We start from the raw sequence: 598 nt of genomic DNA on the forward strand, positions 1-598 counted from the left end.
CAATATATGGATTTGACAGAAAATATTTAAATGCCGCCTCCCATAGAGTAAATCTACCGCTCCCATTATCGTGCGAAAAATCTGAAATTCGTTCACTTAATATGTCATCAAATTTCCCACCCATTACTATATTTGCTATACAAAAGATAACCGTACTTAGCAATACTATACCTGTTATAATTTTTATTTTTTTACTAAAACTTGACATACATATATATACAAAAATAACAAGTATAATCGCTAAAATACCCCCTCTTGAGAACGTCAATAAACTCGTTGTAACGCATAAAATTAATCCTATTACATTGATCGCATTATATAAATTTGTCATATAGTACATGAAAAATAATGTATTATAGAAAATAAAAATATTGGGATCATCTAATAATCCAATTAACCTTGGATATCCCCTATCTACTAATAAACCAGCATATATTTCTCTCTCTTCCCCACCGTTTAATCCAAAATAGTGTAAACCAATTATATAAAGGACAAGACTTATGACATTAAAAATTAATCCGACGTAAACAATAGAAGATTCTAATACTACTATTTCTGTATTTCCTAATAAGTTTCTCATTATAAAATAACAACCTAA

Annotated in this window: 1 protein-coding gene; it reads right to left on the bottom strand. The window is 28.3% G+C overall.

Going from position 1 to position 598, the window contains the following annotated elements; all coding sequences use genetic code 11:
* On the bottom strand, positions 1-598 hold a 598-nt coding region (locus tag V7183_RS23910), incomplete at both ends, for an O-antigen ligase family protein (RefSeq protein WP_335361065.1).

Source organism: Bacillus sp. JJ1127 (assembly GCF_036965845.1).
In the GTDB taxonomy this organism is placed as follows: domain Bacteria; phylum Bacillota; class Bacilli; order Bacillales; family Bacillaceae_G; genus Bacillus_A.